This window comes from Streptomyces sp. NPDC047000, from assembly GCF_040644295.1.
Lineage (GTDB): Bacteria > Actinomycetota > Actinomycetes > Streptomycetales > Streptomycetaceae > Streptomyces.
Genome location: NZ_JBEYWE010000003.1, coordinates 471,547 through 494,824 on the forward strand (window position 1 = coordinate 471,547; position 23,278 = coordinate 494,824).

The window sequence follows — 23,278 nt, forward strand, 5'->3', positions numbered from 1 at the left end:
GTCCGCCGGGCGGCCGGTCTCCCCGGGGCCCGCGTGCGTAGGAGAGACTGTGTCCATGACTCCTACGACGGAGACCACGGTCGGGATCGGCGGGGCAGCCGAGAGCACCGACATGGTGCTCAACATCGGACCACAGCACCCGTCCACCCATGGCGTGCTGCGGCTGCGCCTCCTGCTGGACGGTGAGCGCATCACGCACGCGGAGCCGGTGATCGGCTACATGCACCGCGGCGCGGAGAAACTGTTCGAGGCGCGTGACTACCGTCAGATCGTCATGCTGGCCAATCGCCACGACTGGCTCTCCGCGTTCTCCAACGAACTCGGCGTCGTGCTCGCCGTGGAGCGCATGCTCGGCATGGAGGTGCCGGTGCGCGCGGTGTGGACGCGCACCCTGCTCGCCGAGCTGAACCGGGTTCTCAACCACCTGATGTTCCTCGGCTCGTACCCCCTGGAACTCGGCGGCATCACGCCCGTGTTCTACGCCTTCACGGAACGCGAGGTGCTCCAGCACGTCATGGAGGAGGTCTCCGGCGGCCGGATGCACTACATGTTCAACCGGGTCGGCGGCCTCAAGGAGGACATCCCGGCCGGGTGGACCACGCGCGCGCGTGCCGCCGTCGCCGCCGTCCGCTCCCGCACGGACGTCTTCGGCGACCTGGTCCTCGGCAACGAGATCTTCCGCGGCCGCACCCGGGGTGTCGGCGTCCTCCCGGCCACGGCCGTGCACGCGTACGGCGTGAGCGGGCCCATCGCGCGCGCCTCGGGCGTCGACTTCGACCTGCGGCGCGACGAGCCGTATCTGGCGTACGGCGAACTCCAGGACACCCTGAAGGTGGTGACCCGTCAGGAGGGCGACTGTCTCGCCCGGTTCGAGTGCCTGCTGGAGCAGACCTACAACGCCCTCGACCTCGCCGACGCTTGTCTCGACCGGCTCGTGGAGCTGCCGCAGGGGCCGATCAACCAGCGGCTGCCCAAGGTCCTCAAGGCGCCCGAGGGGCACACCTACGCCTGGACCGAGAATCCGCTCGGCATCAACGGCTACTACCTCGTCAGCAAGGGCGAGAAGACCCCGTACCGGCTCAAACTCCGCTCGGCGTCCTACAACAACATCCAGGCGCTCACCGAGCTGCTGCCGGGTGCCCTGGTCGCCGACATGGTGTCGATCCTGGGGTCGATGTTCTTCGTGGTCGGGGACATCGACAAGTAGGGCGGCACACGGGGTGACAAGCGGGGCGACAGGCAGGGCGGTCCGCGGGGCCGGTCCGCTCAGGCGTCACCGAGCACGTCCGGGACGCCGACGGACCGGACCAGCCAGCCGAAGTCGCCGAGCCCGCCCGGCGCGGTGAGTTCGGCGGCCTCCCCGGCGCTCGCGAGCGCCCGCACGTACTCCGCGGGACGGGCGGTGGCCAGTGCCACCGGGGGGCGCGTGCCCGCGATCCCCAGGGCGCGCAGAGCGGCGCGCTGCGTCAGCAGACGCGTGCCGCCGCCTGTGCCGCCCGTATCGCTCGCGACCGTGTCCGTGTCCGCGCACGCGTCCAGGGCGACGTGCGCCGTGATGTCGCACGAGCCGTCCGGCACGGGTACCGTCTCGCGTCCCTCGCGGAACCCGGTGAGCGTTCCGAACGGCGGACGGGCGTCGAGGGCGTGCGCGTAGTCCACGGCCACGGCGAGCCCGCGCGACACGCGGGAGACGGCGGACGCCCAGGCGAGGTCCCGGGGCAGCCCGATCTCCGCCCGGAAGCCCTCCTCGGCGGGCAGCGGCCACCACCGCGCCAGCCAGCGCGCGTCGTCGCCCGCGACCGGCGCCCCGAGCCGCTCGGTCCCGTCGTCCCCGACGAGCACCAGCCGGGGCACGCCCGCGGCATCCGTCTCGGCGACGTCCACGGGCACGTTGTCCAGCCACTCGTTGGCGAACAGCAGCCCGGTGATCCCCGCCGGCGGTTCGCGCAGCCACGCCACGCCCGGGTCGAGTCCGGCGGGACGGCCGGCGATCTCCACGGCGCAGCCGCGCGCGCGGGCGGCCACGTCGGCGGGCAGCGCGGCCAGCACCGCCGTGACCAGCTCGCCCCGCCCGGCCGCCATGTCCACGAAGTCCAGTCGCGCGGGGTGCCCGAGCGCGTCGTCGACCCGGCACAGCAGCCCGGCCACCGCGCGCGCGAACAGCGGCGAGGCGTGCACCGACGTACGGAAGTGCCCGGCGGGCCCCTCGGGCCGCCGGTAGAACCCGCCGGGCCCGTACAGCGCCGCCCCGGCGGCCTCCCGCCACCCGCGCCACCGGTGCGCCCCGTCCCGGTCGCCGCCCGCGCTGCCGCCTGTGCCGCCGTCCGTGTCGCCGTGCTGGCCGGTCTCTTCCGTCACGTGGCCAGATTAGGGGCACAGGTGATCACGGCATCCACCTTGCGGAGTACGCGCCCCCGCTACGGATCGGCCCTCCGGGTGACCCGTGCACACGTCACGCTTCAATACTCTGGGTTACGTGCAGCGCCTCTACGACTTCCTCCGCAGACATCCCATCGGGGTCGACGGCTTCTGGGCCCTCATCCTGTTCGGGATCGCCTGCGTGAGCATCACGCGGGTGAACGGGGTGAGTGACACCCACGGGTCGCTCGCCGTCGCGCTGGTGCTGTGCGCCGCCATGAGCCTGGTCGTCGCGCTGCGTAGGCTCATGCCCGAGAAGATGCTGCTGCTCACGATCGCGGGCGGCGTGGCGCAGCTGGTTCTGGACGTCGAGCTGACGGCGGCCAACTTCTCGATGCTGGTGATCATCTACACCGTCGCGGCGACCGGCGCCCGCTGGTCGTCCCGGCTCGCCCTGTTCGGCGGGCTCGGTGCCGCGGCGATCGCCCAGGTACGGTGGCCGGTCCTGGAGACCAGCCTGCTGGGGCGGGTGGCGATCGTGGTCTTCCAGACCGTGCCGTTCGCCCTCGCCTGGGTGCTCGGCGACTCCATGCGCACCCGGCGCGCCTACTTCGAACAGCTGGAGGAGCGTGCCTCCCGGCTGGAGAAGGAGCGCGAGGCGCAGTCCAAGGTCGCCGTCGCCGCCGAACGCGCGCGCATCGCGCGCGAGCTGCACGACGTGGTCGCGCACAACGTGTCCGTGATGGTGGTCCAGGCCGACGGCGCCGCCTACGTCCTGGACGCGGCGCCCGACCAGGCCAAGCAGGCCCTGGAGACGATCTCCTCCACCGGCCGCCAGGCCCTCGCCGAGATGCGCCGCCTGCTGGGCGTGCTGCGTACCGGCGAGCACGTGGAGGCCGGCGAGTACGTGCCGCAGCCCGACGTCGAGCAGATCGAGGACCTGGTCGAGCAGTGCCGCGGTTCCGGCCTGCCCGTCGACTTCAAGGTCGAGGGCACGCCCCGCCCGCTGCCGAGCGGCGTGGAGCTGACGGCGTACCGCATCGTGCAGGAGGCCCTCACCAACACCCGCAAGCACGGCGGCCCGAACGCGGGCGCCAGCGTCCGCCTGGTCTACTTCGACGACGGTCTCGGGCTGCTCGTCGAGGACGACGGCAAGGGCGCGCCGCACGAGCTGTACGAGGACGGCGGCGTCGACGGCCGCGGACACGGCCTGATCGGCATGCGGGAGCGGATCGGCATGGTCGGCGGCACGCTGGACGCCGGGCCGCGCCCGGGCGGAGGATTCCGCATCAGCGCGCTGCTCCCGCTCAAACCGGCGCACTGACACCGGCGCACGCCCTCTGTTGACACGTACCACCCTCCGCACCACCGCTCGTTGTTCCCGAAGCGGACCGCCCCGACCTGACCCCGGCCCTGCCCCGCCGACGCGATACGGAAAGAGAGCCCCGATGACGATCCGCGTGATGCTCGTCGACGACCAGGTGCTGCTGCGCACCGGGTTCCGGATGGTGCTGGCCGCCCAGCCGGACATGGAGGTCGTCGCGGAGGCGGGGGACGGCGTCGAAGCCCTCCAGGTGCTGCGCGGGGCGGCCGTCGACGTCGTCCTGATGGACGTCCGCATGCCGAAGCTGGACGGCGTCGAGGCCACGCGCCGTATCTGCGCCGAGCCCGACGCGCCGAAGGTGCTGATCCTCACCACCTTCGACCTCGACGAGTACGCCTTCTCCGGCCTCAAGGCGGGTGCCTCCGGCTTCATGCTGAAGGACGTGCCGCCCGGGGAGCTCCTGGCCGCCATCCGCTCCGTGCACAGCGGAGACGCCGTGGTCGCCCCCTCCACGACACGCCGGCTCCTCGACCGGTTCGCGCCCATGCTGCCGTCGGCCGGGAAGCCGCCCCAGCGCAAGGAACTGGAGCGGCTGACCGAACGGGAGCGCGAGGTCATGGTGCTGGTCGCCCAGGGGCTGTCCAACGGGGAGATCGCCGCCCGTCTGGTGCTGTCGGAGGCGACGGTCAAGACCCATGTGGGCCGCATTCTGACCAAGCTCGGTCTGCGCGACCGGGTGCAGGTGGTGGTCCTGGCCTACGAGACGGGGCTCGTCCGTGCGGGCGGCGGCCACGGGTGACCTCCGGCCGGGCCGGACGGACCGGGCGGAGGTGCTGCGGCCGGGCCGGAAGGGGCTACCGCGGCAGCCTGGTGACGAAGTCCGTGACCGCCTGCCGCACGTCCGCCGCCGTCCACTCCAGGCCCGCCGCCCGTACCCGGAGCTCCGTGAACGACACGCCGGGGCCCGCGTCGTCCCAGGCGTTGGTGAACAGGGCCGACCCCGTCTCCTCGGCGGCGCGGAGTGCGGCCTCCGCGGCCACCTCGGCCTCGTAGGGGAGCCAGAGCTGGAACTCCTGGGTGTGCGGCTCGGCCGGGTTCACCCGGGCCCACGGGACGCGTGACCCGTCGAAGGCCTCCCGCAGTGCCGTGGCCACCACGCGCGCGTGGCGGACGTAACCGGGCAGCCTCGGCAGCTCGCGCTCCAGGCCCGCGAGCGCCGACAGCGCCGTCGGGAACTGCTGGAAGACGAGGCCGCCGTAGCGGTGCCGCCAGGTCTTCGCCTCCTCCACCAGCGACGCCGGACCGGCCAGTGCCGCGCCGCCGAGTCCCTCGAGGGACTTGTAGAACGACACGTACACGCTGTCGGCCAGGTCGGCGATCTCGTCGAGCGGGCGGCCGAAGTGGACGGTGGTCTCCCACAGGCGCGCGCCGTCGAAGTGCACCACCGCGTCGCGCTCCCGGGCCGCGTCCACCACCGCCGACAGTTCGTCCCACGTCGGCAGCACGAAACCGGCGTCCCGGAGGGGAAGCTCGAGCATCAGCGTGCCGAAGGGCTCCTCGAAGCCGCGTACCTCGTCGGCGGTGGGCTGCCGGGGCCTGCCCGCGATGCGTACCGGGCGGAGGCCGGCGACCTGGCTGAGCGCCTGCCGCTCGTGCACCTCGGGGTGGGCCAGGGCGTGCAGGGCCACCGTGGGGTTGCCGGTACGGGCCGCCCAGCAGCGCAGGGCGATCTGCTGGGCCATCGTTCCCGTGGGGAAGAAGGCGGCGGACTCCTTGCCGAGGAGGGCGGCGACCTTTTCCTCCAGGGCCGTGACGATGCCGTCGCCGTAGAGGTCGCCCCGTTCGTCGAGGTCGTACAGGGCGGACAGGGCCTCCGTGTCGGTGAACAGGGCGAGGCGGTCTCTGAGGGGGCTCAGGAAGGGCGGGCGTTCCAGGGCGCGGCTCGCCTTGTGCAGCGCGGTCGCGCGTCGCTGGAGGAGAGCCCTGCGGTGCTCCTCGCCGTCGGGGTGCCGCTCGTCCTGTGCCCGCTCCGCCGGCTGCGGGTGCTGCGCCGTCGCATCAGTCATGTGCGGGATCATGCCCGGGCGGCGGCGGGGCGGCACGCGGGTTTTCCGCCCCCGCCGCCCCTTCCCGTTCCCGTCCCCGGGGGCTGTGCCCCCGGACCCCCGGCCCCCGGACTCCCGGACCCCGTTCCGCCGGCCGGCCGGGGCCGGTCACCGGGGCCGGGCGGGGGAGTCGCGGGCGAGATGTCCACAGGCTGTGGACGGTGAGGGTCGGAGGGCCGGGCGATCGCGTTAACATGACGAGAAATCGTCCGGTACCCAGAGCGGACTGGAACGGGAAGGCCACCCTCGCGTGAGTACAGTCCACGAGTCAGATCCCAAGGACCGCCCGGCGCGGCTCACCGTAGGCGTCGTCGGCGCCGGGCGGGTGGGGCCCGCGCTCGCCGCGTCGCTGCGGCTCGCCGGGCATCGCCCGGTGGCCGTGTCCGCGGTCTCCGACACCTCGGTCCGGCGGGCCGCCGAGCTGCTGCCCGATGTGCCCGTCGTGCCGCCCGCCGAGGTCCTCCAGCGCGCCGACCTGGTGCTGCTGACCGTCCCCGACGACACCCTGCCCGGTCTGGTCGAGGGGCTGGCCGGGACCGGCGCCGTACGGCCCGGGCAGCTGCTCGTGCACACCTCCGGGCGCTACGGCACCCGGGTCCTGGACCCCGCCCTGCGCGCGGGCGCGCTGCCACTGGCCCTGCACCCCGCGATGACCTTCACCGGCACCGCGGTGGACGTGCAGCGGCTCGCCGGCTGCTCCTTCGGGGTCACCGCGCCCGACGAGCTGAGGCTGGTCGCCGAGGCGCTGGTCATCGAGATGGGCGGCGAACCGGAGTGGATCGCCGAGGAGCGCCGCCCGCTCTACCACGCGGCGCTCGCCCTGGGCGCCAACCACCTGGTGACCCTGGTCGCCCAGTCCATGGAGCTGCTGCGCGAGGCCGGTGTCACGGCGCCCGACCGGATGCTCGGCCCCCTGCTCGGCGCCGCCCTCGACAACGCCCTGCGCTCCGGTGACTCCGCCCTCACGGGCCCGGTGGCACGGGGGGACGCGGGCACCGTCGCCGCGCACGTCGCCGAGCTGCGCAGACACGCCCCGCAGACCGTCGCCGGTTACCTGGCGATGGCCCGCGCGACGGCGGACCGCGCGCTCGCGCACGGGCTGCTCAAGCCGGAACTCGCCGAGGACCTGCTCGGTGTCCTCGCCGGCGGCACGGATGCGGCCGGTGCCGCCGACGGGACCGATGGAGGTGGCCGGTGACTGCCGTGCTGTTGAGGACCGATGCGGGCGGCGTGTCCGCTCGTGGGGTGTTCATGTCTGAGCTTGCCGGGGGTCTGTTCGGTGTATTGGCCGGCGGCACGGATGCGGCCGGTGCCGCCGACGGGACCGATGGAGGTGGCCGGTGACTGCCGTGCTGTTGAGGACCGCGGCCGAGCTGTACACCCGCGCGCGTACCGGGCGCCGTGCCGTCGTGATGACCATGGGCGCCCTGCACGAGGGCCACGCCACCCTGATCCGCGCCGCGCGTGACCTCGCCGGCGCTGACGGCGAGGTCGTCGTCAGCGTCTTCGTCAACCCGCTCCAGTTCGGGCAGGGCGAGGACCTCGACCGCTATCCGCGCGCCCTGGAGGCCGACCTCGAGATCGCCGGACAGGCCGGTGCCGACGCCGTGTTCGCGCCGTCCGCCGACGAGGTCTACCCCGGTGGCCCGCCCCAGGTGCGGGTCAGCGCGGGTGCCATGGGCGAGCGCCTGGAGGGCGCCTCCCGGCCGGGGCACTTCGACGGCGTGCTCACCGTCGTCGCCAAGCTGCTCCACCTCACCCGCCCCGACGTCGCCCTGTTCGGCCAGAAGGACGCCCAGCAGCTGGCCCTGATCCGCCGTATGGTGCGCGACCTGAACTTCGGCATCGAGATCGTCGCCGTGCCGACCGTCCGCGAGGAGGACGGCCTGGCGCTGTCCAGCCGCAACCGCTACCTCTCCGCCGTCGAGCGGCGCACCGCGCTCGCCCTGTCACAGGCCCTGTTCGCGGGCAGCGACCGCCACGCCGCGCAGGAGGCGCTGCGCGCGCGGGCCCGCGAAGTGCCCTCCACGCGCGCGCGTGCCGAGGCGCTCAGCGCCCTCGGCGAGTCCCGACTGGCCGCCGACGCCAACGCCGTGGCCCGGGGGGTGCCCGCCGGCCCGGCGGGCGTGCGCGCCGCCGCCCGTCTCGTCCTCGACGAGGCCGCCCGCCTCGACCCGCCGCTCGTCCTGGACTACCTGGCCCTGGTCGACCCGGCCGACTTCACCGAGATCACCGACGACTTCACCGGAGAGGCCGTCCTCGCCGTCGCCGCCCGGGTCGGTACGACCCGGCTGATCGACAACCTCCCCCTCACCTTCGGAACCCTCGGAGCCGCCTCGTGACCACCACAGGCATACGACTGCACGCGCCCGCGCCCGGCTGGTCCCTCACCGCGGACGTCGTGGTCGTCGGCTCCGGCGTCGCCGGCCTCACCGCGGCCCTGCGCTGCGAGGCCGCCGGCCTCGACACCGTCGTCGTCACCAAGGCACGCCTCGACGACGGCTCCACGCGCTGGGCGCAGGGCGGTATCGCCGCCGCCCTCGGCGAGGGCGACACGCCCGGACAGCACCTGGACGACACGCTGGTCGCGGGCGCCGGCCTGTGCGACGAGGAGGCCGTACGCATCCTCGTCACCGAGGGCCCCGACGCCGTACGGCGCCTGATCTCCACGGGCGCCCACTTCGACACCGACGACGAGGGCGGCATCCAGCTCACCCGCGAGGGCGGCCACCACCGCCGCCGCATAGCGCACGCGGGCGGCGACGCCACCGGCGCGGAGATCTCCCGGGCGCTCGTGGAGGCGGTCCGCGCGCGCGGGCTCCGCACCGTCGAGAACGCCCTCGTGCTCGATCTGCTGACGGACGCGGACGGCCGTACGGCGGGCGTCAGCCTGCACGTCATGGGCGAGGGCCAGCACGACGGCGTGGGAGCCGTGCACGCGCCCGCCGTGGTCCTCGCGACCGGCGGGATGGGGCAGGTCTTCTCCGCGACGACCAACCCGTCGGTGTCCACCGGCGACGGCGTGGCACTGGCGCTGCGCGCGGGCGCCGAGGTCTCCGACCTGGAGTTCGTGCAGTTCCACCCGACCGTGCTGTTCCTCGGCCCCGACGCGGAGGGCCAGCAGCCGCTGGTGTCCGAGGCGGTCCGCGGCGAGGGCGCCCACCTGGTCGACGCCGACGGCGTCCGCTTCATGACCGGGCAGCACGAACTGGCCGAGCTGGCGCCCCGCGACATCGTCGCCAAGGCCATCATGCGGCGCATGCAGGAGCAGGACACCGAGCACATGTTCCTCGACGCCCGGCACTTCGGCGCGGACATGTGGGAGCACCGCTTCCCGACCATCCTGGCCGCCTGCCGCGCCCACGGCATCGACCCGGTCCACGACCCGGTCCCGGTCGCCCCGGCCGCCCACTACGCGTCCGGCGGCGTGCGCACCGACTCGCGGGGCCGGACGACCGTGCCGGGCCTGTACGCGTGCGGGGAGGTCGCCTGCACCGGTGTCCACGGCGCCAACCGGCTGGCCTCCAACTCCCTGCTCGAAGGGCTCGTCTACGCCGAGAGCATCGCCGCCGACATCGCCGCGGGCCGGGCCGGGAACGGCCTGCACGCGCGCGTGCCCGCGCCGGTGGAGCGGTCCGAGACCCCCGCGCACCCCCTCCTGCCGCCCGAGGCGCGCTTCGCGATCCAGCGGATCATGTCCGAGGGCGCGGGCGTGCTCCGCTCGGCGGACTCGCTCGCCCGGGCCGCCGACCAGCTGGAGCGGCTCCACAAGGAGGCGCGCGACACGCTCGCCGAGAACGGCAAGACCGCCGAGCCCGGCACCGACACCTGGGAGGCCACCAACCTCCTGTGCGTGGCCCGCGTCCTGGTGGCCGCCGCGCAGCGCCGTGAGGAGACCCGCGGCTGCCACTGGCGCGAGGACCACGCCGACCGCGACGACACGAACTGGCGGCGCCACATCGTCGTACGGCTCAATCCGGACCGGACGCTGGCCGCGCACACCACGGACACCGCAGACTTCCCCCCGACTCTTCCCGGAACAACCCTTCCCGAGACCGTTTCCCCGGCCCTCCCGTCCCGTCCCCAGGAGCAGTGACACAAGTGAGCACCCACGACCTTCCCCTCGCCCCGACCGGCGGCTGCGGCGACGGCTGTGCCTGCGGGGCGGACACAGACGAGGAATACCTGGAGTGCGGGCTCGACCCCGCGCTCGCCCAGCTCCTGGCCGACGCCGGGCTCGACCCGGTCGAGGTCGAGGACGTCGCCCATGTCGCCCTCCAGGAGGACCTGGCCGGCGGCGTCGACGTGACCACCGTCGCGACGATCCCCGAGGACGCCGTCGCCACCGGCGACTTCACCGCGCGGGAGGCGGGCGTCGTGGCCGGCCTGCGGGTGGCCGAGGCCGTGCTGTCCGTGGTGTGCGCGGACGAGTTCGAGGTCGAACGGCACGTCGAGGACGGCGACCGGGTGGCCGCCGGGCAGACGCTCCTGTCGGTCACCACCCGCACCCGCGACCTGCTCACCGCCGAGCGCAGCGCCCTCAACATCCTGTGCCGGCTGTCCGGCATCGCGACCGCCACGCGCGCGTGGGCGGACGTCCTGGAGGGCACCCGGGCGAAGGTCCGCGACACGCGGAAGACCACGCCGGGGCTGCGTGCCCTGGAGAAGTACGCGGTGCGGTGCGGCGGCGGCGTCAACCACCGGATGTCGCTCTCGGACGCCGCGCTCGTCAAGGACAACCACGTGGTCGCCGCGGGCGGCGTCTCCCAGGCGTTCAAGGCCGTCCGGGACGCCTTCCCCGACGTGCCGATCGAGGTCGAGGTCGACACGCTGCACCAGCTGCGCGAGGTCGTGGACGCGGGTGCCGACCTGATCCTCCTGGACAACTTCACCCCCGGCGAGTGCGAGGAGGCCGTCGCCCTCGTCGGCGGCCGTGCGTTCCTGGAGGCGTCCGGCAGGCTCACCCTCGACAACGCCGCCGCCTACGCCGCCACCGGCGTCGACTTCCTCGCCGTGGGCGCGCTCACCCACTCCTCGCCGATCCTGGACATCGGGCTCGACCTGCGCGGGGCGGAGTGATCATGCTCCTGACGATCGACGTGGGCAACACACAGACGGTCCTCGGCCTCTTCGACGGCGAGGACATCGTCGAGCACTGGCGGATCTCCACGGACCCGCGCCGCACGGCCGACGAGCTCGCGGTGCTGTTGCAGGGCCTGATGGGCATGCACCCGCTGCTCGGCGACGAACTGGGCGACGGCATCGACGGCATCGCGATCTGCGCCACCGTGCCGTCGGTGCTGCACGAACTGCGCGAGGTGACCCGGCGCTACTACGGCGACGTACCCGCGGTCCTGGTCGAACCGGGCGTCAAGACCGGCGTGCCGATCCTCACCGACAACCCCAAGGAGGTCGGCGCCGACCGCATCATCAACGCGGTCGCCGCCGTCGAGCTCTACGGCGGCCCGGCGATCGTCGTCGACTTCGGCACGGCGACGACGTTCGACGCGGTCAGCGCGCGCGGGGAGTACGTCGGCGGGGTCATCGCGCCCGGCATCGAGATCTCCGTCGAGGCCCTCGGCGTCAAGGGCGCCCAGCTGCGCAAGATCGAGGTGGCCCGGCCGCGCAGCGTCATCGGCAAGAACACGGTCGAGGCGATGCAGTCCGGCATCGTGTTCGGCTTCGCCGGACAGGTCGACGGCGTGGTCGGCCGCATGGCGCGCGAGCTGGCCGACGACCCGGACGAGGTGCGCGTGATCGCGACGGGCGGCCTGGCCCCCATGGTCCTCGGCGAGGCCACCGTCATCGACGAGCACGAACCCTGGCTGACGCTGATCGGTCTCCGTCTGGTCTACGAACGCAACGTCTCCCGGCTCTGACCGACAAGGGGGCCCGACAAGGGGGGCGACAGGGGCGGCGACAAGGGGGGTCTGGGGGCGCAGCCCCAGGGACGGGAACGGGAAGGGGCGGCGGGGCGACCCCCCACCCCCCACCCCCTCACTCACCCGCGCCGAGCCACTCCCCCCTCGACCCCCGGCCCCCGGGCTGCCGCGGCCCCCGGCCGGGCGGGTGGTGCCGGTGCGCCACACCCGTCCGTTATGTCGATCTTGTCTGATTAGCGCGTATGGTCGCCGCATGCCCACGCCATACGGATCCCGCGGCGGCATGGCGTTCGGCGTGTCGGAGCTGCGTGTGCTCCGCCGCGCTCTCGCCCTCGCCCTCCATCCCGACCCCGCCTCGGCCGAGGACGTCCAGGACTGTCTCCGGCTCGCCGAGTCCCTCGACGAGGCGATGCGCGAGGGTGCCCGGCTGCGCGCCTTCCTGGTGGCCGACCTCGTCAGATACCGAGCCGCCCTGCCCGGGACCGCCACGGGGTACTTCACGCTCCTGGAGGAGGCGCTCGGCGCCGGGTACCGTCCGGGCCCCGACGACCTCGCCGCCCTCCGCGCCCTGCGCGGCAACCCGGTCGCGGCCCTGCTCCTGGACCGCTGCCGGGTCCTCGCGGAGCAGGACGTACGGGCCCGGCTCGCCGGCGGCCGGCGCCGTCACGCCGACGTGCCCGCGGCCGTCGGCACGGTCACCCCGGTCGTTCCCGCCTCCCGCACCCGTCTGCTGGCCCTCCCCGGCGGCCGTGAGCCCGTCGTGGCCCGCGGCGGACCGCAGCCGGGAGAACGGCCGGAGAGGGCCGCCGGGGCGATGCCGGGCGCGACGCCCGCGCACACGCCGGGGACAGCGTCGGGGCGCGCCCCGCGACAGGCACCGGGACGCGCTCCGGGGACAGCGCCCGGAGCGGTGCCCGGAGCAGTGCCGGGAGCCGTTCCGGGACTCTCGCCGGAGCACCCGCCCGGGCGGTCTCCCGAGCGGGCGCCCGCTCATTCGCCCGGCCGGACCCCGGAGCGCAAGCCCGCCCCCGGGCCCGGACGCACCCCGGGGAACACGCCCCCCGAGAAGCCCGCCGAGCGGCCCTCCCGCCCCGCCCCCGCGCCCGCTCCGCAGCCCTCGCGCCCGGTCCCGACCCCCGGTGAGGTCTTCCCGCGCCGCAAGCCCGCCCCGCCGTCCCAGGGCGGCCTCCGGCGGCTGGCCGCGGGCTGAGGAGGCGGGCGGCGGCAGGGGTGCGCCGGCGTTCGTGTCCGCCCGGAGGCGCACCCGCCCGAGCCCGAGGCGGTGGAATGCCCCGACCCCTGCGCGATCCCGGGCCGGTCCCTGCGCGGCCCCGGCGGCCGGGTGTCGCAGGGGCGTGGCTACTCTGGGCGCATGGACTATGTCTCCGCGCTCGTTCCCCCGGTCGTCATGGCCGTCTTCTTCATCGGTGTGGTCCGGGTGATCGTGAAGACCCAGGGCGGCGCCGCCAAGGCCAAGGAGGACGCGGCCGTCGACGCCGCCCTCGCGCGCGCCGAGCGCGGCGGCAGCGACGTCTGACCCGTCGGGCGGCATCCCCGCCCGACGGGCTCCCGGCGTACGCCGACGTGGTGCGGAGCGGTAGTCCGCGCCACCATGGCGTACGCCCTTTTTGTGCCGTTCGCCGGTGAAGCGCACGTCCGCCACGCCATTGGCAGGATCTCCCACTATTGTTCTGAGCTGTGCCTCGCCCATTGGGAGAACTCGAAGACGCGGTCATGACGCGGGTGTGGAAGTGGAACCGTCCGGTGACCGTTCGGGAAGTCCTGGAAGACCTTCAGCTGGAACGGTCCATCGCCTACACCACGGTGATGACCGTTTTGGACAATCTCCATCAGAAGGGCTGGGTGCGCCGCGAGGCGGAAGGCCGCGCCTATCGATATGAGGCGGTCTCCACCCGCGCCGCCTACGCCGCGGCCCTGATGAACGAGGCCTGGGCGCAGAGCGACAACCCCGCCGCCGCACTCGTCGCCTTCTTCGGCATGATGAGCGACGAACAGCGGCAGGCGCTCTCGGACGCCGTGCGCATGGTCCAGGGACCGGAAACGCCGGAGGCGGAGAACCCCGGCTCGGCGCGGGGCGACAGCGGGCGATAGCGTCCGCTCATGTCAGCAGAGAGCCCCGAAGTCACCGCGAAAGCCATCACCGTCCGGCGGGCCAGGACGTCCGATGTCCCGGCCGTGCGCAGCCTCCTCGACACCTACGTCCGCCGACGCATCCTGCTCGACAAAGCCACGGTGACGCTTTACGAGGACATCCAGGAGTTCTGGGTCGCCGAACGGGACGACAACGCGGACGTCGTGGGGTGCGGCGCACTGCATGTGATGTGGGAAGACCTCGCCGAAGTCCGCACGCTGGCGGTCAAGCCCGGGCTGAAGGGCGCCGGAGTCGGTCACCGCCTGCTGGAGAAGTTGCTGCACACCGCGCGCTGGCTCGGCGTTCGCCGGGTTTTCTGCCTGACCTTCGAAGTCGACTTCTTCGGCAGTCACGGCTTCGTGGAGATCGGCGAGACACCCGTCGACACGGATGTGTACACGGAGCTGATGCGTTCCTATGACGAGGGCGTCGCCGAGTTCCTGGGACTCGAACGAGTGAAACCGAACACCCTGGGCAACAGCCGGATGCTTCTGCATCTGTGATCATCCGGAGCCCGGTATTAGGGCCGGACGGGCATGACCGGGTGCCCTATGTCCGAAACGCCATGTTTCCGGACGGGGGTCGGGCCTGAGTCTCTCCCGGGGGTTTGTGTTTTTCCGGCAAAAGCGGTTTGCTTTCCGACGTACTGCAGTACTGCATATAACAGGGGGCGGCGAAACGGCGGACGCCGCGGACCCCCGGCCCTCGAGTCATGAATGAAAGGAAATCCGGTGGCACAGAAGGTTCAGGTCCTTCTTGTCGATGACATCGACGGCGGCGAGGCGGACGAGACCGTCACGTTCGCGTTGGACGGCAAGACCTACGAGATCGATCTCACCACTGGCAATGCGGACAAGCTGCGCAGCCTTCTCGAGCCCTATGTGAAGGGCGGCCGCCGCACCGGAGGCCGGACGGCGGGCGCACGCGGAAAGACGCGGGCGGTCTCGGGCGGCAGCGAGGACACCGCGAAGATCCGCGCCTGGGCGAAGGAACAGGGCCTGGAGGTCAACGACCGCGGCCGTGTCCCGGCACAGATCCGCGAGGCCTACGAGCAGAAGAACGGCTGACTCCGGATCCGGACCGGGTCGTACGAGATCAGGGGGACTCTCCTCGCCCCCTGAACCGGCAGCACCGGCAGCACCGGCGGGCGTCCGAGGGATCCGCCTCACGCCCGGGCACCCGTGCCCAGGGGGCCGTGTCCACACGGCGGCCCCCTGCAGGCGGCACTTGCGGCCGTCGCCTCCCGCAAGGGGTTCCGCGGCTCTCCTCCGCGCAGCGGCCCTCCGGACCGTTCCCCGCAGGCCCGGCCCCGCAGCCCGGCCCCGCAAGCCCGGCCCTGTGGGTCCGGCCCCTCACTCCCACCACCGCCGCCGCCCCGGGGCCCCGCCCCCGGCCCCGCCACTCCCTGCGCTCTCCGTTCAAGCCGCACCTTCCGTCTCGGCACCCCGGGCGTTACGCTGGGTATTCGCACAGCTGCGCAGAGTCCTGAAAACGGAGCCCCGCGGTCACCGGGTCCGGCGCAAGGTTGTTCGCCCATAGCGGAGCGGATCGGTACGCGCGGCATGGAGTGTCAGTCCGTACGGGTAAGACATCCCTAGTGGGAGGGGGCGACACGCAGGGCAGGGGGGTGTCACGTTCGCCATCGGCGTAGCGATGGTGGAGGTAACTGCCTGGCCTGCGGGAACATCGTCTCGCACCATCGGGTTGGGACAGATGTCGGCGTTCGGGGTCAGGAGGGCCAAGGACGGTGTCGGCAGTTGGAATGAGCGGTCCCCGCTTGCGGGACTAAGCTGCGGAAGGACAGGGAGGGGAAGTTCCCCTTACTGCCTGACCGCTCTGAGGAGCGATTAACGATGTTCGAGAGGTTCACCGACCGCGCGCGGCGGGTTGTCGTCCTGGCTCAGGAAGAAGCCCGGATGCTCAACCACAACTACATCGGCACCGAGCACATCCTCCTGGGCCTGATCCACGAGGGTGAGGGTGTCGCCGCCAAGGCCCTTGAGAGCCTCGGGATTTCGCTCGAGGCGGTCCGCCAGCAGGTGGAGGAGATCATCGGCCAGGGCCAGCAGGCCCCGTCCGGGCACATCCCCTTCACCCCCCGTGCCAAGAAGGTCCTGGAGCTGTCGCTCCGCGAGGCCCTTCAGCTGGGCCACAACTACATCGGCACGGAGCACATCCTGCTCGGCCTGATCCGTGAGGGCGAGGGCGTCGCCGCCCAGGTCCTGGTCAAGCTGGGCGCCGACCTCAACCGGGTGCGGCAGCAGGTGATCCAGCTGCTCTCCGGTTACCAGGGCAAGGAGACCGCCGGCGCCAGTGGCGGTCCTGCCGAGGGCACCCCCTCCACGTCCCTGGTGCTCGACCAGTTCGGCCGGAACCTCACCCAGGCCGCCCGTGAGTCCAAGCTCGACCCGGTCATCGGGCGCGAGAAGGAGATCGAGCGGGTCATGCAGGTGCTGTCCCGCCGCACCAAGAACAACCCGGTGCTGATCGGTGAGCCCGGCGTCGGCAAGACCGCCGTCGTCGAGGGCCTCGCGCAGGCCATCGTCAAGGGCGAGGTGCCCGAGACCCTCAAGGACAAGCACCTCTACACCCTGGACCTCGGCGCGCTGGTCGCCGGCTCCCGCTACCGCGGTGACTTCGAGGAGCGCCTGAAGAAGGTCCTCAAGGAGATCCGCACCCGCGGCGACATCATCCTGTTCATCGACGAGCTGCACACGCTGGTCGGTGCGGGCGCCGCCGAGGGCGCCATCGACGCGGCGAGCATCCTCAAGCCGATGCTGGCCCGCGGTGAACTGCAGACCATCGGCGCCACCACGCTGGACGAGTACCGCAAGCACCTGGAGAAGGACGCGGCCCTCGAGCGCCGCTTCCAGCCCATCCAGGTCGCCGAGCCGTCGCTGCAGCACACCATCGAGATCCTCAAGGGTCTGCGTGACCGCTACGAGGCCCACCACCGGGTCTCCATCACGGACGAGGCGCTGGTCCAGGCCGCCACCCTGGCCGACCGGTACATCTCGGACCGCTTCCTGCCGGACAAGGCGATCGACCTGATCGACGAGGCCGGTTCCCGGATGCGTATCCGCCGGATGACCGCGCCGCCGGACCTGCGCGAGTTCGACGAGAAGATCGCCGGTGTCCGCCGGGACAAGGAGTCCGCGATCGACTCGCAGGACTTCGAGAAGGCCGCCTCCCTCCGCGACAAGGAGAAGCAGCTCCTGGCCGGCAAGGCCAAGCGGGAGAAGGAGTGGAAGGCCGGCGACATGGACGTCGTCGCGGAGGTCGACGGCGAGCTGATCGCCGAGGTCCTCGCCACGGCCACCGGCATCCCGGTCTTCAAGCTGACCGAGGAGGAGTCCAGCCGCCTGCTCCGCATGGAGGACGAGCTCCACAAGCGGGTCATCGGCCAGGTCGACGCCGTCAAGGCGCTGTCGAAGGCGATCCGCCGTACGCGCGCGGGCCTGAAGGACCCGAAGCGTCCGGGTGGTTCGTTCATCTTCGCCGGTCCGTCCGGTGTCGGTAAGACCGAGCTGTCCAAGGCGCTCGCCGAGTTCCTCTTCGGTGACGAGGACGCGCTGATCTCCCTCGACATGTCGGAGTTCAGCGAGAAGCACACGGTCTCGCGTCTCTTCGGTTCGCCCCCCGGCTACGTGGGCTACGAGGAGGGCGGCCAGCTGACCGAGAAGGTGCGCCGCAAGCCGTTCTCCGTTGTCCTGTTCGACGAGGTGGAGAAGGCCCACCCGGACATCTTCAACTCGCTGCTGCAGATCCTGGAGGACGGTCGCCTGACCGACTCCCAGGGCCGGGTCGTGGACTTCAAGAACACGGTCATCATCATGACGACCAACCTCGGCACCCGGGACATCTCCAAGGGCTTCAACCTGGGCTTCGCGGCCTCGGGCGACACGAAGACCAACTACGAGCGCATGAAGAACAAGGTCCAGGACGAGCTCAAGCAGCACTTCCGGCCCGAGTTCCTCAACCGCGTCGACGACGTGGTCGTCTTCCCGCAGCTGACCCAGGCCGACATCCTGCGGATCGTCGACCTGATGATCGGCAAGGTGGACGAGCGCCTCAGGGACCGGGACATGGGCATCGAGCTCTCCCAGTCCGCCAAGGAACTGCTCTCCCAGAAGGGCTACGACCCCGTGCTGGGCGCCCGGCCGCTGCGCCGCACCATCCAGCGCGAGATCGAGGACACGCTGTCGGAGAAGATCCTCTTCGGCGAGCTGCGCCCCGGTCACATCGTGGTCGTCGGCACGGAGGGCGAGGGCGAGACCAAGACCTTCACCTTCCGCGGTGAGGAGAAGTCGGCTCTGCCGGACGTCCCGCCGATCGAGCAGGCGGCCGGCGGCGCCGGGCCCAACCTGAGCAAGGAGGCGTGACCCTCCGGGGATCCGCCCAGCGGTGAGAAGGGGGCTGCCCCGGGACTTCGGTCCCGGGGCAGCCCCCTTCTTCGTTCAGGGCCGGCGGCGGTGCTTCACGGCAACGGCGCGCGCGCCGGCGGCGGTGCTTCCCGGTGGCGGCTGCCCCGGGGCGGTCGGTCGCCGGCGGGAGCGGTCCGACGGGGCCCCGGGACCGGCGGGAACCGGACGTCAGCGGGCGGCGGTACGGCTGCCGTGGGCCTGGGTGACCAGGCCCACGGCGACCTCCATGACCGCCTTCTGGCGCTCCTCGGGATCGGCCTCGATGTCCTGCATCACGAACATCCCCGCGTGCAGGGTGAACAAGGCACTGACGCAGCGGATCTGGTCCACCAGCTCGGCGTCGGGGTCGATGAGGATGTCCCGCATCCCCTTCATCCGGTCCTTGAACGCCTCACCGATCCGCAGGTCGCGGATGGTCGCCTGGTTCTCGTGCATGAACCGGAAGAGCGGTGCCGCGTCGGTGAGCGCCTGGCCGTAGCGGCGCAGCAGCTCCAGCTTGGTGTCCAGGGTGTGCGGCTGGACCTTGCCCCACTCGATCAGGTCCTCGATCGGCTGCGTCAGGTCCTCGAAGAGGCTGACGATGATCTGTTCCTTGGTCTTGAAGTGGTAGTACAGCGCGGCCTTGGTGATGTCGAGGTGCTCGGCGATCTCCCGCAGGGAGGTCTTCTCGTACCCGTGCTCCGCGAAGAGGTCGAGTGCCACGTCCTGGATGCGCTGGCGGGTGTTCCCGCGGCGCTGGTGCCTGGTGCCGTCCATCGTGACGCCCATCCTCGTACTCCTCCTGCTCCCGCGGAAACTTACTTGCCGCCCGACTAGATAAACTTACTTGACGCCCGGCTAGTTCCCGGTCTACCTTCCGAGTGTAGTCACTAGCCGGGCGGCAAGTAAGTACCAGCCGCAGGGGGAGAAGGAAAGAAATGGCGGACACACAGACAGCCGGGGCGGAACTGACCGAATCCGGCAAACCGCAGCGGAGCGTGCGGGTGGTCATCCTCGCGCTCATGATCGCGATGATGCTCGCGATGCTGGACAACATGATCGTGGGCACCGCGATGCCGACGATCGTCGGTGAGCTGGGCGGCCTGGAACACCTCTCGTGGGTGGTGACGGGTTACACCCTGGCGACGGCCGCGGCCACCCCGGTCTGGGGCAAGCTCGGCGACATGTACGGCCGCAAGGCCACCTTCATGACCTCGATCGTGATCTTCCTGATCGGGTCGGCGCTCAGCGGCATGGCCCAGGACATGGGCCAGCTGATCGGCTTCCGCGCCGTGCAGGGCCTCGGCGCCGGCGGACTGATGGTCGGTGTCATGGCGATCATCGGTGACCTCGTCCCGCCGCGGGAGCGCGGCAAGTACCAGGGCATGATGGCCGGCGTCATGGCGCTGGCGATGATCGGCGGCCCGCTGGTCGGCGGCACCATCACCGACAACTGGGGCTGGCGCTGGTCCTTCTACATCAACCTGCCCCTCGGTGCGATAGCGCTGGCCGCGATCAGCGTGGTGCTGCACCTGCCGAAGAAGCGGTCCAAGGCGGGCATCGACTACCTCGGCGTCGTCCTGCTCACCCTCGGCATCACCTCCATCGTGCTGGTCACCACCTGGGGCGGCAGCGAGTACGCCTGGACGTCCGCGCGGATCATGGAACTCACCGCCATCGGTGTCGCCTCGCTGGTCGGCTTCGTGTTCTGGCAGACCAGGGCCGCCGAGCCGGTCGTACCGCTGCACATCTTCCGCAGCCGCAACTTCACCCTGATGTCCGTGATCGGCTTCATCACCGGCTTCGTGATGTTCGGCGCGACGCTCTTCCTGCCGCTCTACCAGCAGTCCGTGCAGGGTGCCTCCGCGACCAACTCCGGTCTGCTGCTCCTGCCGATGCTCGGCGCGATGCTGGTGACCTCGATGATCGCCGGCCGGGTCACCACCAGCACCGGCCGCTACAAGATCTTCCCGATCGCGGGCGGCGTCCTGATGATCACCGGGCTGTATCTGCTGTCCCTGATGGACACCGGGACCAGCCGGTTCACCTCCGGCGTGTACATGGCCGTCCTCGGCCTGGGCATGGGCTGCCTGATGCAGATCACCATGCTGGTCGCGCAGAACAGCGTGCAGATGAAGGACATGGGCGTCGCGTCCTCCTCCACCACCCTGTTCCGTACGCTCGGTTCGTCCTTCGGCGTGGCCATCATGGGCGCGCTGTTCAACCACCGGGTCCAGGACGTCATGGCCCAGCGGGCCGGGTCGCTGGGCTCGAAACTCACCGAGCAGTCCGCGCAGCTGGACGCCGCCAGCCTGGCCAAGCTGCCCGCCGCGGCCCGTGAGGCCTACCAGCACGCGGTGTCCGCCGGCACCCACTCGGCCTTCCTGCTCGGCTCCGTGATCGCGGTGGTCGTGCTGGTGGCGGCCCTGTTCGTCAAGGAGGTCCCGCTGAAGGGCGCGACCTCGAAGCCGGACGCCGAGGGTGGGCCTGTGGCGGGCGCCGAGGACGGGGGCCGGGTGGCGGCGCCGGTCACCGAAGCCGTCTGAGGCTCGGCCGAGCCCGATCCGACCGAAGGCCCCCGGCGGTGTCCGCCCCGGGGGCCTTCGGCATGGCCTGCCTCGCCCCCGCCGCCCCTTCCCGTCCCGTCCCTGGGGGCTGCGCCCCCAGACCCCCCTGTCGGCCCTTCGGGCCTCGTCCTCAAACGCCGGACAGGCTGAAAGCCAGCCCCTCCTGGGCTGGTGAGGCACTACGTCCCCGCGGTGCTGGGGAGCAGCGGATAGCTGCCGGTGCTGGTCGGGGCGTGCTCCGGGAGCCACAGGACCGCCACCGCGCCCTCCCCCGGGATGTGGTCCGGGGCTCCCGCCGGGCGGACGTTGCGGAAGGTGAGGCGGGCGCCCAGAACCCGGGCCTGCCCCGCCGCGATGGTCAGCCCCAGCCCGTGGCCGTGCCCGGCGCGGTCCTTGCTGCCGGTGCGGAACCGGCTCGGCCCCTCGGCGAGCAGGTCCTCCGGGAACCCGGGACCGTGGTCGCGCACCCGGATCACGCGGCCCTCGACGGTCACCTCGATGGGCGGCCTGCCGTGCCGTGCGGCGTTGGCCAGCAGGTTGAACAGGACCCGTTCCAGCCGCCGGGGGTCGGTGGTGACCTCCGACTCGTGCACCACCCGTACCTCCACCTCGGGGTCCCGGGCCGCCACCCGCCGGGCCACGAACTCGCCCAGCATGATGTCCTGGAGCTCGGCCCGCTCCGAGGCGCTGTCGAGCCGGGCCACTTCGAGAACGTCCTCGACGAGTTTGCGCATCGCCTTGGCGCGGTCGAGGACCAGTTCCGTGGGGCGGCCGGGCGGCAGCAGTTCGGCGGCCGTCAGCAGCCCGGTCACCGGGGTGCGCAGCTCGTGCGCGATGTCCGCGGTGACCCGGCGTTCGGCCTCGAGTCGCTGCTGGAGCGCGTCCGCCATGGCGTCCACCGCACGCGCGAGGTCGTCGGTCTCGTCCCGTACGACGCCGCCGATGGCGTCCCGCACCCGTACGTCGGTCTCGCCCCGGGCGACCTGGTTCGCCGCGCTGGCCGCCTTGCGCAGCCGCCGGGACAGCTGGCCGCCTATGAGCACGCCGAGTGCGCTGCCGCCGAGGACGACCGCGATGGAGCCGATGACCAGGGCCTGGTCGAGGTCCTTCATCACGTCCGTGGTGCGGTCGGTGAGATGGGTGTGCAGGGACAGCACATGCCCGTCCTTGAGCGGGACGGCCGCCCAGATGTCCGGCACGTCACCGCCGTGGTCGGTGACGTAGGTCGCCACCCGCCCCTCCTCGACCTTCTCGTGCAGCGCGACCGGCAGCAGCGGGTCGTCGAGCTCGGTCTTGGGGAAGTTGGGCCGCTTGGTCTGCTCGTAGTTGCGCTGGCCGATCTGGAGACGTTCGACGGCCAGGTCGCGGGCGTTGTCGAGCATCGAGACCCGGGCCGCGTTGTGCACGACGAGACTGAGCGCGACCGCCACCAGCGCGCCGACCAGCGCGATCGCCGCGCTGAGCTTCCAGCGCAGACCGGTGCGTATCCCGCCGTCCCCCGGGTGCCGCCGCAGCTGCCGCACCAGATGGCGCTCCAGCCGGTCCGGGAGCAGCCGGATCACACGTCTGACCGTACGTCTCGCGACCTGTGCCGCTGTCCGTCCTGCCGTACGTTCCGTCGTGTGTCCCATCGCCCGCCCGCCCCCTTCCGTCCCGCTCACGCCTTCAGCTTGTAGCCGAAGCCCCGGACCGTCTCGATCCGGTCCTGGCCGATCTTCGTACGCAGCCGCTGCACATGGACGTCGACGACCCGGGTGTCACCGCCCCAGCCGTAGTCCCACACCCGTTCCAGCAGCTTGTCGCGGGACAGTACCGTGCCGGGCGCGGCGGAGAACTCCAGCAGCAGCCGCATCTCGGTGGGGGTGAGCGCCACCGGCCGTCCGGCCCGCCGTACCTCCATGCCCTCCGTGTCGACCTCCAGCTCGCCGAAGACGAGGGTGCCGCCCTCCTGCGGCGCGGTCTCCGCGGCACGCCCGCCGCCCGCGTGTCCGAACCGGCGCAGCACCGCGCGGATCCGGGCGACCAGGACGGCCCCGTCGAACGGCTTGGTGACGTAGTCGTCGGCGCCCGCCTCCAGCCCCAGGACGACATCGATGGAGTCCGCGCGGGCCGACAGCATGATCACGGGGACCGTCGACTCGTCGCGGATCCGGCGGCACAGGCTGACGCCGTCCAGGCCGGGCACCATCACGTCCAGGAGCGCGATGTCCGGCCGGTCGGCCCGGAACGCCTCCAGGCCCGACAGCCCGTCCGGCATGGCGGTGACCGCGAAGCCGTTCCGTTCCAGGGCGAGCTGGGTCGCCTCGCGGATGACGTCGTCGTCCTCGACGAACAGGACGTGGGTCTGCTCTGCCATCCCGCTGCTCCGCTGCTCTCGGTCCTCGTGCGGCCGTGTCCCGTCCGGACCGGACCGTACTGCGTCTCGTCCGCCGGGCGGTACGGCGGGCCGGTGCCGGTGCCGGCACAGAGCCCCGCCGGTCCTGCCGG

At 72.1% G+C, this 23,278-nt stretch carries 20 protein-coding genes; 15 read left to right on the forward strand and 5 right to left on the reverse strand.

The window, feature by feature from the left end; translation table 11 throughout:
- The first annotated feature begins 55 nt into the window (after nucleotides 1-55).
- A complete protein-coding gene (locus ABZ862_RS08565) occupies nucleotides 56-1,207 on the forward strand; it encodes an NADH-quinone oxidoreductase subunit D (protein ID WP_360954368.1) in 1,152 nt (383 codons plus the stop codon).
- A 59-nt stretch (nucleotides 1,208-1,266) separates the two neighbouring features.
- Here ABZ862_RS08565 and ABZ862_RS08570 read toward each other — a convergent pair whose 3' ends face one another.
- Nucleotides 1,267-2,241: an SAM-dependent methyltransferase gene (locus tag ABZ862_RS08570; protein WP_360954550.1), complete on the reverse strand. Its 975-nt coding sequence runs from the start codon at nucleotides 2,239-2,241 to the stop codon at nucleotides 1,267-1,269.
- A 235-nt stretch (nucleotides 2,242-2,476) separates the two neighbouring features.
- Between ABZ862_RS08570 and ABZ862_RS08575 the strand changes: the two genes are divergently transcribed.
- Nucleotides 2,477-3,682 (forward strand): sensor histidine kinase, encoded by a 1,206-nt coding sequence (locus ABZ862_RS08575; RefSeq protein ID WP_360954371.1) that lies wholly within the window; start codon nucleotides 2,477-2,479, stop codon nucleotides 3,680-3,682.
- 124 nt (nucleotides 3,683-3,806) lie between these two features.
- Entirely contained in the window at nucleotides 3,807-4,481 is a 675-nt protein-coding gene (locus tag ABZ862_RS08580) for a response regulator transcription factor (RefSeq protein WP_360954374.1), read from the forward strand.
- Between the two features lie 55 nt (nucleotides 4,482-4,536).
- On the opposite strand, the gene ABZ862_RS08585 is transcribed toward ABZ862_RS08580, so the two are convergent.
- The gene (locus ABZ862_RS08585) at nucleotides 4,537-5,748 is read right to left on the reverse strand and encodes a beta-eliminating lyase-related protein (RefSeq protein WP_360954377.1); all 1,212 of its coding nucleotides are present in this window, start codon (nucleotides 5,746-5,748) and stop codon (nucleotides 4,537-4,539) included.
- Nucleotides 5,749-6,037: 289 nt separating this feature from the next.
- Here ABZ862_RS08585 and ABZ862_RS08590 point away from each other — a divergent pair, with 289 nt between their 5' ends.
- The 11 genes from ABZ862_RS08590 to ABZ862_RS08640 all read left to right on the forward strand — a co-directional run bounded on the left by ABZ862_RS08590 (nucleotide 6,038) and on the right by ABZ862_RS08640 (nucleotide 18,203).
- Nucleotides 6,038-6,985 carry a DUF2520 domain-containing protein gene (locus ABZ862_RS08590; protein ID WP_360954380.1) on the forward strand — a complete coding sequence of 316 codons (948 nt, stop codon included), beginning with the start codon at nucleotides 6,038-6,040 and terminating at the stop codon, nucleotides 6,983-6,985.
- A gap of 142 nt (nucleotides 6,986-7,127) precedes the next feature.
- Nucleotides 7,128-8,129, forward strand: coding sequence for a pantoate--beta-alanine ligase (gene panC, locus ABZ862_RS08595; RefSeq protein WP_360954383.1), 1,002 nt, complete (start codon nucleotides 7,128-7,130; stop codon nucleotides 8,127-8,129).
- Entirely contained in the window at nucleotides 8,126-9,883 is a 1,758-nt protein-coding gene (locus tag ABZ862_RS08600; protein ID WP_360954386.1) for an L-aspartate oxidase, read from the forward strand. Before panC ends, ABZ862_RS08600 begins: the two co-directional genes overlap by 4 nt.
- A gap of 5 nt (nucleotides 9,884-9,888) precedes the next feature.
- Complete coding sequence (gene nadC, locus ABZ862_RS08605; RefSeq protein WP_360954389.1) at nucleotides 9,889-10,866, forward strand: carboxylating nicotinate-nucleotide diphosphorylase; 978 nt, start codon at nucleotides 9,889-9,891, stop codon at nucleotides 10,864-10,866.
- A 2-nt stretch (nucleotides 10,867-10,868) separates the two neighbouring features.
- Nucleotides 10,869-11,666, forward strand: a complete 798-nt coding sequence (locus ABZ862_RS08610) for a type III pantothenate kinase (RefSeq protein ID WP_360954392.1) — start codon at nucleotides 10,869-10,871, stop codon at nucleotides 11,664-11,666.
- Between the two features lie 256 nt (nucleotides 11,667-11,922).
- A complete protein-coding gene (locus ABZ862_RS08615; RefSeq protein ID WP_360954395.1) occupies nucleotides 11,923-12,879 on the forward strand; it encodes a hypothetical protein in 957 nt (318 codons plus the stop codon).
- A gap of 162 nt (nucleotides 12,880-13,041) precedes the next feature.
- Nucleotides 13,042-13,206, forward strand: a complete 165-nt coding sequence (locus ABZ862_RS08620; protein WP_360954398.1) for a hypothetical protein — start codon at nucleotides 13,042-13,044, stop codon at nucleotides 13,204-13,206.
- Nucleotides 13,207-13,367: 161 nt separating this feature from the next.
- Nucleotides 13,368-13,781, forward strand: coding sequence for a BlaI/MecI/CopY family transcriptional regulator (locus ABZ862_RS08625; protein WP_360954401.1), 414 nt, complete (start codon nucleotides 13,368-13,370; stop codon nucleotides 13,779-13,781).
- Nucleotides 13,782-13,790: 9 nt separating this feature from the next.
- Entirely contained in the window at nucleotides 13,791-14,324 is a 534-nt protein-coding gene (locus ABZ862_RS08630) for an amino-acid N-acetyltransferase (RefSeq protein ID WP_360954404.1), read from the forward strand.
- Between the two features lie 228 nt (nucleotides 14,325-14,552).
- Entirely contained in the window at nucleotides 14,553-14,888 is a 336-nt protein-coding gene (locus ABZ862_RS08635; RefSeq protein WP_360954407.1) for an Lsr2 family protein, read from the forward strand.
- A 786-nt stretch (nucleotides 14,889-15,674) separates the two neighbouring features.
- Nucleotides 15,675-18,203 carry an ATP-dependent Clp protease ATP-binding subunit gene (locus tag ABZ862_RS08640; protein WP_360954410.1) on the forward strand — a complete coding sequence of 843 codons (2,529 nt, stop codon included), beginning with the start codon at nucleotides 15,675-15,677 and terminating at the stop codon, nucleotides 18,201-18,203.
- A 210-nt stretch (nucleotides 18,204-18,413) separates the two neighbouring features.
- Here the strand turns inward: ABZ862_RS08640 and ABZ862_RS08645 are convergent, their stop codons facing one another.
- Nucleotides 18,414-19,013 carry a TetR/AcrR family transcriptional regulator gene (locus ABZ862_RS08645; RefSeq protein WP_360954413.1) on the reverse strand — a complete coding sequence of 200 codons (600 nt, stop codon included), beginning with the start codon at nucleotides 19,011-19,013 and terminating at the stop codon, nucleotides 18,414-18,416.
- 149 nt (nucleotides 19,014-19,162) lie between these two features.
- Between ABZ862_RS08645 and ABZ862_RS08650 the strand changes: the two genes are divergently transcribed.
- Complete coding sequence (locus ABZ862_RS08650) at nucleotides 19,163-20,770, forward strand: MDR family MFS transporter (protein WP_360954416.1); 1,608 nt, start codon at nucleotides 19,163-19,165, stop codon at nucleotides 20,768-20,770.
- A gap of 200 nt (nucleotides 20,771-20,970) precedes the next feature.
- Here ABZ862_RS08650 and cseC read toward each other — a convergent pair whose 3' ends face one another.
- Entirely contained in the window at nucleotides 20,971-22,314 is a 1,344-nt protein-coding gene (cseC, locus tag ABZ862_RS08655) for a two-component system sensor histidine kinase CseC (RefSeq protein ID WP_360954553.1), read from the reverse strand.
- 134 nt (nucleotides 22,315-22,448) lie between these two features.
- The gene (cseB, locus tag ABZ862_RS08660) at nucleotides 22,449-23,147 is read right to left on the reverse strand and encodes a two-component system response regulator CseB (RefSeq protein WP_360954419.1); all 699 of its coding nucleotides are present in this window, start codon (nucleotides 23,145-23,147) and stop codon (nucleotides 22,449-22,451) included.
- Nucleotides 23,148-23,278: the final 131 nt, after the last annotated feature.

Bases quoted from the DNA above. Each gene is read 5' to 3' on its own strand.
- ABZ862_RS08565 (WP_360954368.1), top strand. From the start codon at position 56: ATGACTCCTACGACGGAGACCACGGTCGGGATCGGCGGGGCAGCCGAG.
- ABZ862_RS08580 (WP_360954374.1), top strand. From the start codon at position 3,807: ATGACGATCCGCGTGATGCTCGTCGACGACCAGGTGCTGCTGCGCACC.
- ABZ862_RS08585 (WP_360954377.1), bottom strand. From the start codon at position 5,748: ATGACTGATGCGACGGCGCAGCACCCGCAGCCGGCGGAGCGGGCACAG.
- ABZ862_RS08610 (WP_360954392.1), top strand. From the start codon at position 10,869: ATGCTCCTGACGATCGACGTGGGCAACACACAGACGGTCCTCGGCCTC.
- ABZ862_RS08615 (WP_360954395.1), top strand. From the start codon at position 11,923: ATGCCCACGCCATACGGATCCCGCGGCGGCATGGCGTTCGGCGTGTCG.
- ABZ862_RS08620 (WP_360954398.1), top strand. From the start codon at position 13,042: ATGGACTATGTCTCCGCGCTCGTTCCCCCGGTCGTCATGGCCGTCTTC.
- ABZ862_RS08630 (WP_360954404.1), top strand. From the start codon at position 13,791: ATGTCAGCAGAGAGCCCCGAAGTCACCGCGAAAGCCATCACCGTCCGG.
- ABZ862_RS08640 (WP_360954410.1), top strand. From the start codon at position 15,675: ATGTTCGAGAGGTTCACCGACCGCGCGCGGCGGGTTGTCGTCCTGGCT.
- ABZ862_RS08645 (WP_360954413.1), bottom strand. From the start codon at position 19,013: ATGGGCGTCACGATGGACGGCACCAGGCACCAGCGCCGCGGGAACACC.
- ABZ862_RS08650 (WP_360954416.1), top strand. From the start codon at position 19,163: ATGGCGGACACACAGACAGCCGGGGCGGAACTGACCGAATCCGGCAAA.
- cseB (WP_360954419.1), bottom strand. From the start codon at position 23,147: ATGGCAGAGCAGACCCACGTCCTGTTCGTCGAGGACGACGACGTCATC.